Source organism: Pontibacterium sp. (assembly GCF_041587635.1).
Classification (GTDB): Bacteria; Pseudomonadota; Gammaproteobacteria; order Pseudomonadales; family Balneatricaceae; genus Pontibacterium.
Genome location: NZ_JBFGYC010000112.1, coordinates 1 through 8,899, shown reverse-complemented (window position 1 = coordinate 8,899; position 8,899 = coordinate 1). Strand labels below are relative to the sequence as shown.

Annotated in this window: 8 protein-coding genes; 2 read left to right on the top strand and 6 right to left on the bottom strand. The window is 51.3% G+C overall.

Annotated features, from left to right (window positions below; all coding sequences use genetic code 11):
• Nucleotides 1–385: 385 nt before the first annotated feature.
• On the top strand, nt 386–973 hold the full coding sequence (locus tag ABYW01_RS07880; RefSeq protein WP_372831927.1) for a fasciclin domain-containing protein: 588 nt from the start codon (nt 386–388) through the stop codon (nt 971–973).
• A gap of 45 nt (nt 974–1,018) precedes the next feature.
• Here ABYW01_RS07880 and ABYW01_RS07875 read toward each other — a convergent pair whose 3' ends face one another.
• Complete coding sequence (locus tag ABYW01_RS07875; RefSeq protein ID WP_372831926.1) at nt 1,019–1,618, bottom strand: LysE family translocator; 600 nt, start codon at nt 1,616–1,618, stop codon at nt 1,019–1,021.
• A 181-nt stretch (nt 1,619–1,799) separates the two neighbouring features.
• On the opposite strand from ABYW01_RS07875, the gene ABYW01_RS07870 reads away from it, so the two are divergent.
• On the top strand, nt 1,800–3,185 hold the full coding sequence (locus tag ABYW01_RS07870; protein ID WP_372831925.1) for a PLP-dependent aminotransferase family protein: 1,386 nt from the start codon (nt 1,800–1,802) through the stop codon (nt 3,183–3,185).
• 52 nt (nt 3,186–3,237) lie between these two features.
• Here the strand turns inward: ABYW01_RS07870 and ABYW01_RS07865 are convergent, their stop codons facing one another.
• From ABYW01_RS07865 to purU, 5 genes are all read right to left on the bottom strand, one after another.
• Complete coding sequence (locus ABYW01_RS07865; RefSeq protein WP_372831924.1) at nt 3,238–3,645, bottom strand: DCC1-like thiol-disulfide oxidoreductase family protein; 408 nt, start codon at nt 3,643–3,645, stop codon at nt 3,238–3,240.
• 16 nt (nt 3,646–3,661) lie between these two features.
• Nucleotides 3,662–4,270, bottom strand: coding sequence for an MBL fold metallo-hydrolase (locus tag ABYW01_RS07860; protein ID WP_372831923.1), 609 nt, complete (start codon nt 4,268–4,270; stop codon nt 3,662–3,664).
• A gap of 227 nt (nt 4,271–4,497) precedes the next feature.
• Nucleotides 4,498–5,349: a bifunctional methylenetetrahydrofolate dehydrogenase/methenyltetrahydrofolate cyclohydrolase FolD gene (gene folD, locus ABYW01_RS07855; protein WP_372831922.1), complete on the bottom strand. Its 852-nt coding sequence runs from the start codon at nt 5,347–5,349 to the stop codon at nt 4,498–4,500.
• Nucleotides 5,350–5,579: 230 nt separating this feature from the next.
• Entirely contained in the window at nt 5,580–8,027 is a 2,448-nt protein-coding gene (locus ABYW01_RS07850) for an FAD-dependent oxidoreductase (RefSeq protein ID WP_372831921.1), read from the bottom strand.
• 47 nt (nt 8,028–8,074) lie between these two features.
• The coding region (gene purU, locus ABYW01_RS07845; RefSeq protein WP_372831920.1) for a formyltetrahydrofolate deformylase at nt 8,075–8,899 on the bottom strand (825 nt) is incomplete at its 5' end.

The following is an 8,899-nucleotide window of genomic DNA, read 5'->3' as shown; positions in this document are numbered from 1 at the left end:
TTGCGTTCGCGCCGCCAGAATTGTGCAAGCGGCCTATCCAATAATCTGCCCTTTTCTAACAAGTCTTTTTCCCGCTATTGCACAAAAGGCGTATATCTAATCCTAAAACACAAAATCTGCATGTAGGTTATTGAAAACAAAGCAGGCAAGTCCGAAACGCACACCCCCTCTCCCTTTGTACATAGACTCTTAATGGTCTGCCACATCAAAGCCGTTTTCCGAACGCTTAAGAAGATTAGCCTGAGCTATCCGACAAAAAATCACCTCAACGTGATCTGTATAAATTTTACCCACGTATGCACAGATAACTCTCAGGACAACTCACAAATGGACACTTTACAGAACCCAACATGCGAACAATCCGCTAAAAATGGGAGTAACACCCGTGAAAACAACACTATGTGCAACTATTGCAGCCATTGCCCTATCACTGCCTTTGACCACCTTGGCCGACGACCATCGTGGCCCAAAAGATAATTACAGCCTTGTTGATGCAGCCCTCGCAGTCAACGGAGAAGGCAGTCCATTTAAGGGCGACTTTGATACCTTGATAGCACTGCTCACCGAAGATGTTCCCGGCAGGGCCGACATCCTGAATGCGCTGGACGGAAAACGCCAATATACAGTTTTCGCCCCCACTGATGACGCCTTTGCAGCGCTGGAGCAGACCGTTTTAACACTCGGTTATTGTAGTCTGGCAGATCTTGACCCACAGGTTGTAAATACCGTGTTGCTGTATCACGTGGCACACGGACGCCGTGATTCATCTGATGTACTAGGTTCAAGTCGTATTCGAATGTTGTCAGGGGATTTTCTGAAGCACAAATCAGCGGTGTTAACCGACAATCTGATGCGTGATGCTGAGCTCATTCCAGGCGCGCTAGATGTTGAAGCGGATAATGGGATTATTCATGCAATTAAAGCGGTGGTTCTACCAATACTGCCCGACCCAGGTCCCGGCGGCTGTTCTTAATCGCTACGCCCGATAAAGCCCACCCCAGTAGGTGGGCTTTACACGTTACTGCCAGATAAACACCAAGCACGACACAGTCAATCCACCCATAATAAGGTTAAACCAGCGCATTGCTACAGGTGACGAGAGAAAGCGACCGACCACGGTGCCAAAAGCAGCCCATAGTGAAATGCATGGAAATCCCATCAGCATGAAAATCACCGCTACCCAGAACACCGACATCCAATAGTCATCTCCAGTTAATGTGAATGAACCGATGGCGGTAATCACCATCATCCAGGCTTTGGGATTCAAAAACTGAAATAACGCACCACCCATCAAACTCATTGGTTGCGCGTCGCTCTCGCCGTCCACCCGCGATGTTTCTGCCGTCGCGATCTTCCACGCCAAATAAATAAGATAAGAGCTGGCGGCAACTTTTAGCGTTGATTGCACCGCCGGATAACGTTCAAAAACCACGCCCAGCCCCGCGGCGACCAGTACATTCATAACCAAAATACCGATCACGATTCCAACCATATGGGGCAGCGTACGCCAGTAACCAAAGTTCGCACCGGATGCTGTCAGCATCACATTATTGGGACCGGGTGTACCGGATGTCACGGTTGCAAACAAAGCAACCGAAAGCATTAACTGTATATCCACTCTGGTAGTCTCCTATGTCGAGAGGTGCATATACAAAGCTGATCCATGTCGTGTTCGAACAATTACATTGTATCGATACAATTTATAAGATAGGCTTCAATTATGCGTTGATTTGTATATTTAAGGGGTACAATCAAAGCTACCAAACAATAAAAACGATGACAAAGGTTTTATTGTCACCATGACAATCCTAGATATCGCACTTTCCGACAAAGCAGGCCCACGTTATAAGCAGGTTGCGGATCAATTAGCGACACTGATTGAAAACGGTACGCTGTCAGCCAACGTTCGCTTACCGACTCACCGTGCACTGGCTGATCAGTTGGGTGTCACTGTAGGCACAGTGACCCGTGCATACTCTGAAGCGGAACGCAGAGGTCTGATCGAAGCCCGTGTTGGCGCAGGCACCTATGTCTGTGCACGTGAAACCAATCACTGGGCCTTTGACACGCCGCACTCCTCACAGCTGGAATGTCATTTCGGATACAACGTCCCTCCCCTGCTCGATAGAGCAGATATGCTCAACCGGGCCATGCAAAATCTGGCGGCAAACCCTGCAACCATCAATCAACTCATGCTGTATCAATTGCCCGAAGGCATCATGCAGCACCGTGAAGTCCTCGCGAACTGGTTGCAACAGCAAGGCGTCAATCTATCCGCGGACCGGCTGCTTTTCAGTTCAGGTGCTCAACACGCGACCCAAATGGCGCTGGATGCCTATTGCCGTGCCGGAGACACCTTGCTGGTCGAAAAATACAGCTATCCCGGCCTGATCAGCCTGGCACGGCAGCACCAATTAAGTCTCAAGCCGGTAGAGATGGATGATGAAGGGATCATTCCTGAATCATTGGATGCGGCCTGTCGCATGTACCAACCCCGTCTGATCTACAGCATGCCCACGCTGCAGAATCCGACGACAGCAACGATGAGTCTGGAACGACGTCACGCTATTCTCGACGTATGCCGTAAGCACAACCTCTATCTCATTGAAGATGAGGTGAATGGCCTGCTACCCGAAGAACGCCCCGACCCTTTTGTGAACCTTGATTCTGAACAAGTCATCCATATCGGGGCGCTGTCAAAATGTCTGGCGCCAGGACTCCGTGTTGGCTACATACAGGTTCCCCAGCAGCTTTATGAGCAGATGACCACCACCCTGCAAAACCACAGTTGGATGACCAGCCCCCTGCTGACAGGTATTGCTACGGAATTGATTCAAAGCGGTGATGCAGTACGGGTACTGTCACAGATTCGCTCAGAGATGAAGGTACGTCTGGAGATCACCCGAGAGATATTGGGAGACTTTGATCTGCGTACCAGCGACAGCTGCTTCCATATTTGGCTGACGCTGCCGGAACACCTGCGCCTTGGAGAGTTCGTCACAGCCGCCACGGAAAACGGGATCAGTCTTAAATCCGCCGAGCTATTCGTTCCTCCCGGTGGAGCAGTACCACCTGCGGTACGGCTATCGGTAAGCTCCCCTGCCAACCGCGATATCCTACGGTCAGGATTGTTAAAAGTGCGAGAACTGCTGGAACAGGAACCGACCGGTGGCTTTGCGTTGTAAGTTTGGGCAGGACAAGGATTGAAATTAATTGGGTACAGAGAGCGGCAATCCGTTAGAACCAACGATTGCCGTCGATGTGCAGATTATTGATTTTTGTTTTACCCAGCACCTTTAGTAGGACGTTTCTAAAAAACCGGAGTATGGGATAGAAGACATGTGACAATCGTTTTGATCGAAACAGGTAATAGTTCAGTCGATTCAACAGACCCGAACGACTGCTAATCAACGCCAGAGCATGAATCGCATCCGATCCGTAATAGATCTGACCGTCCAATTTCAGCACCATACCCTGATCGATATCCAGCCCTAATGCGGTGATCTCTTCCAATTCTTCACTGTTTTCACGGGCATCAATCAGCCGAAGCGTCCCCACTGTTTCGCGTATTCTGACCACTTGGCAATAGTTGTCACAGGCCGGACATTCCTTATCATAAATCAGCAATACTTCGTTGTTGCCCATAGCGGTTCTTTCTCCGTCAAGACTCCGATATTGCATCCACTAACGCGGCCAGCGCCTTATCAGCATCTCGGAAAATGGGCCAGCCATCACCGGTTAAGACCGCACTGATCCCTTTAATATCCGCGATCCTCATCACCGATGCGACAGCAGTGTCGGGATGACTGAGTTTTCCCTGTGGCAGAATACACAGCTCGCCGCCTTTATGTGCCCGGATCAAATCACCGGTAATCAAGGTATCCCCTTCAACAACAAAGGCCAGCTCACCGGGTGTTTTTGATCCATCTAAGCGATACACATCCAGCCCGCCCAATAGGTCATCCCCTTCATCCAGCCAGCGGGAACACACAATCGGGAAGCTTTCCTGCTCCGCCATCGGCCCACAGATCTCTGCACCCGTCAGATGCGCCAGCGCTTCAGCCGCACGGATATGATCTGAGTTGGAGATCAGAATATGACTGACGTTACCAAGAGAGAGCAGATGAGCTTTATCATGTTCAGAGAGTGGCAAAGGATCAAATACCACATTCCCTCCATCCCTCACCCACAGATAGCTGTGAAAATCGATATTCCGATCTTCATCAAATTCACTCCAGCAATACAGATTATTTTTATGAAGCAGTTTCATAACAATCTCTCAATAGCGTTTGGTGTATTTGACTGACAGGCACGGGTTGTCATCTGCCATCCCATATCAATTGCATTCGCTAATTATGGTGTACAGCCGTGATAAAGTCAGACAAAAACCGATAAAGGGATGTGGCTTAGAACGCGAACTGAGAGTGATGTCGCGGAAAACAGAAGAGTCGGAGAATTCCGACCCTTAGGAGCATTTGCTAATTCTGGAATCGCTTATCAGCTAGACGCATTAAAACGTTGCAACGCGGAATCCAACGTCTGGCTGATCAACGCATTGATGGTCATTGGACCAACACCACCGGGAACCGGGGTGATTGCGGTCACTCGATCTTCCAAACCGGTTTTCTCGATATCACCAATCGCACCCGGATGATAACCGGCGTCGACAACCACCGCGCCATCTTTGATCCATTCGGCTTTGATCAGTTCTGGACGACCCACAGCACCGACAATGATATCGGCACGACCCACCTGCTCGGCCAGATCTTCAGTGCGGGAGTGACAGATCGTTACGGTGGCATTGGCATTCAGCAGCATCGCAGCCATTGGCTTACCCAGAATAGGACTACGGCCAACCACAACCGCATGTTTACCGGACATCGGGATATCGTAATGGCGCAGCAAGGTCATAATACCGGCGGGTGTTGCGGAACCGAATGCAGGTTCACCCATCGCCATGCGACCAAAGCCCTGCGTAGTCACACCATCAACGTCTTTGTCGATTGAGATGCTGTCGAAGCAGGCGCGCTCGTCGATCTGATCCGGCACAGGGTGCTGAAGCAGAATACCGTTGATGGCGGCATCCTTATTCAGGCGGTTGATCTCAGCCAACAGCTGCTCAGTGGTGGTACTGGCAGGCATTTCGATACTGAGAGAGCCCATCCCGACACGTTTGCACGCATTGATCTTCATCTGCACATAGGTGGCGGATGCTGGATCGTCACCGACCAATATCGTTGCCAGCGTTGGTTTACGACCGCCATCTGCGATCAGTTTTTCTACGGAACTGCGCAGTTGTTCTTCGCGGCTTTTCGCCAGTGCTTTACCATCCAGAATCAGGGCGGACATCAATCAAACCTCTTAAGAAAATGTCTTAATTTAACTGTGGTGTAACAAGAGCCGAAAAACTACCTGTTCTTTCAGCTTTTGTATAGGATTCTTGGTTGTTCAAATTAGGGCGAAGCAACTACGTGCCCCGGCCTCAGGGCACCTCCAATATTCTGCAGCAACCAACCAGACACAGAACCTTGGTTAGCCCGGACACGCAGCGCTTCTAATCGTGGCTAGAAATCAGTCCTCTAGCACTTAATTTTTTCCATGGTTGGATCAAAGACTGAACGCAGAGACGGTTTCACCGTATAACGTTCACACTCCACTTCAATTTCGAAGTGAGCGCTATCCAGCCAATCTTTTACCACACCTTCCCGGCGCTCCACATATCCCATTGCGACAGTGGCACCAACGGTGTGGCAGAACATACCCGCTGTCGTGCGTCCCACGATTTTGCCATCTGCCCAGATCGGCTCTTCGTGGTAACACAGTGGCTCAGGATTTTCGAACACAAAGGCCACGAACCGTTTGGTCAGCGGTCCCTTCGCTTTCTGTTCCAGCAGCGCTTCTTTACCGATAAAACCACCCTCTTTCTCAAAGTCAGAGGCGAAGCTCAAACCCGCTTCCAGTACGGTGTCTTCATCCGTAATGTCGTGACCCCAGTGACGGTAGCACTTCTCCATACGCAGGGAGTTCATGGTGTGATAACCGTATGGACGGATACCAAATTCGTCACCCGCTTCCATGACTGCGTCATACACACAAGGGGCATATTCGGTCGGGATATATAGCTCCCAGCCCAGCTCACCGACGTAGGTGATACGTGACGCACGGACCATCGCATAGTGCATGTCGATCTCACGGGAGGTCGCAAACGGGAACCCTTCATGGGACAGATCCGCCTTGGTAATCTTACTCAACGTTTTACGCGCGTTTGGCCCCATCACGGTCACTACGGCATACGCAGAGGTCATATCCGTCACGACAACGGTGTAGCCCTCTTTGTGACGGCGCAGCCAGTCCATATCGCGGGTCTGACACGCCACACCGGATACCACCAGATAGCGATCTTCCGCCAGACGGGTCACCGTCACATCGGCTTCAATACCACCGCGTTCGTTCAACCACTGGGTGTAGACCATCTTGCCAACAGGTACGGCCACATTGTTACTACAGATTCGGTTGAGGAATTTTTCCGCATCCGGGCCTTCTACCTGATACTTACAGAAGGAGGACTGATCCATCACACCTACGCTGTTACGTACGGCTTCGTGTTCAGCTTTGTTGTTTCCAAACCAGTTCTGACGACCAAATGAGTATTCGTACTCCGGTGTCTGACCTTCGTCCGCAAACCAGTTCGCACGTTCCCAACCATTCTCAGAACCAAACACAGCACCTTGTGCTTTCAGCTGGTCATGCAAGACGGAGCGACGCACGCCACGGGCGGTTTTGAACTGCTTGAACGGGAAATGGGTTTCATACAGCAGACCCAGCGACTCGGTGGTACGGTCGTAGAGATAATCCTGCGTGCCCTGAAACGGCATGTTACGACGAATATCCACATCCCACAGATCACGTGGGGCATGACCTTTGTGGATCCACTCCGCCAGCATCTTACCGGCACCACCCGCAGACTGAATGCCCACCGAGTTAAAGCCCGCCGCCACGAAGTAGTTGCGCAACTCCGGTGCTTCACCCAAGTGGTAGCGATCGTCCGGCGTGAACGCCTCAGGACCGTTGAAGAACACTTGTAGACCGGTCTGTTCCAGCAGCGGCACACGGTGCATCGCGGCTTCCAGATACGGTTCAAGATGATCAAAATCATCCGGCAACTGGTCAAAATGGAAATCTTCCGGGATACCTTTCATACCCCAGGGCTTAGCGCCCGGTTCGAACATACCAACCAGCAGCTTGCCCGCATCTTCTTTGTAGTAGCAGTAACCGTCCATATCACGCAGGGTTGGCAAACCGTGTTGCAGGTCCGGCATATTTTCGGTCACAACATAGAAGTGCTCAGCCGCATGCAGGGGTACGTTCACACCCGCTTTACGGCCGAACTCCCGTGCCCACATACCGGCACAGTTCACCACGTATTCGGCGTCGATATCACCCATCTCGGTGACAACACCCGATGCTTTACCATCGCGGGTTTTAATATCCAGTACTTTGCAGTTTTCAAAGATCTGAGCGCCGCCCATGCGAGCGCCTTTTGCCAGTGCCTGCGTCACATCAACAGGGCTGGCCATACCGTCCATCGGCAGATGAATCGCGCCTAACAGATCATCGGTATTCAGCAACGGCCACATCTCTTTGGCCTGTTCTGGCGAGATCACATCACACGGAAAGCCCGCAACTTTCGCCATCGACGCGCCACGTTTCAGTTCCGCCAGACGCTCTTTATTGGTGGCAACCGTTAGCGAGCCGTTACGCACAAACCCAGTGGCTTGTCCGGTTTCGGCTTCCAGCTGTTCGTACAGGCTGGCACTGTAATTTGCCAGCATGGACATGTTGTAAGTTGCGCGCAGTGTAGGTACCAGACCGGCCGCGTGCCAGGTTGTACCGCATGTGAGCGTACGACGCTCCAGTAGCACGACATCGGTAAAACCCAGTTTGGTCAGGTGGTATGCCACACTGCAGCCGATTACCCCGCCGCCGACAATGACCACCTGTGCAGATGTTGGTAGTTGCTTCGTCATTATTATTCTCCACAATCCCGCGCCCTGACACGGGATATATGTTTGTTTTAGCTGAAGATGACCGTTTTATTACCGTGCACCAGAATGCGGTCTTCCAAATGAGCACGCAGGCCGCGGGCCAATACGCTTTTCTCGACGTCTTTACCAAGACGCACCAGATCATCGACCTTGTCGCTGTGGCTGACGCGCACCACGTCCTGATCAATAATCGGGCCTTCATCTAACTGCTCGGTCACGTAATGGCAGGTTGCACCAATCAGCTTCACACCCCGGCGGGATGCCTGATGGTAAGGTTTCGCACCGATGAAAGACGGCAGGAAGCTGTGGTGAATGTTGATCACCTTATGACGCAGCTTTTCACACAGTGCCTGCGGCAGAATCTGCATGTAACGAGCGAGTACCACACAATCAGCCTTGTACTCATCCACCAGCTGTTCAACCTGAGCGAAGCCCGGTGCTTTGTTGTCTTTCTCGATCACCACGTGATGGAACGGGATGCCGTACCATTCAACCAGCCCGCGCATATCTTCATGATTGGAGATCACGCACGGAATGTCGCAGTCCAGATCACCACTCTTCCAACGGTCCAGCAGATCAGATAGGCAGTGACTGCCCTTACTGGCCATAATGACAACCTGCTTCTTTTCAGTTGTATCGATCAATCGCAGATTAAGCTTGAGTTCGTCTTTCAGAGATTCAAACTGACGGCGCAACTCATCGATGCCACACGGTAATGAGTCACCCTGAATTTCAAAGCGAGAGAAGAACCAGTTACTTTCTTCATCGGAGTGATGCGCTGCTTCAGAGATCCATCCCCCATTACGGGTAATCACTTCTCCGGCACGTGTGACAATGCCCACCTGATCGGGGCA

Excerpts from the sequence above, each read along its gene's own strand:
- ABYW01_RS07870 (WP_372831925.1), top strand. The coding sequence starts at position 1,800 with ATGACAATCCTAGATATCGCACTTTCCGACAAAGCAGGCCCACGTTAT.
- ABYW01_RS07865 (WP_372831924.1), bottom strand. The coding sequence starts at position 3,645 with ATGGGCAACAACGAAGTATTGCTGATTTATGATAAGGAATGTCCGGCC.
- ABYW01_RS07860 (WP_372831923.1), bottom strand. The coding sequence starts at position 4,270 with ATGAAACTGCTTCATAAAAATAATCTGTATTGCTGGAGTGAATTTGAT.
- folD (WP_372831922.1), bottom strand. The coding sequence starts at position 5,349 with ATGTCCGCCCTGATTCTGGATGGTAAAGCACTGGCGAAAAGCCGCGAA.
- ABYW01_RS07850 (WP_372831921.1), bottom strand. The coding sequence starts at position 8,027 with ATGACGAAGCAACTACCAACATCTGCACAGGTGGTCATTGTCGGCGGC.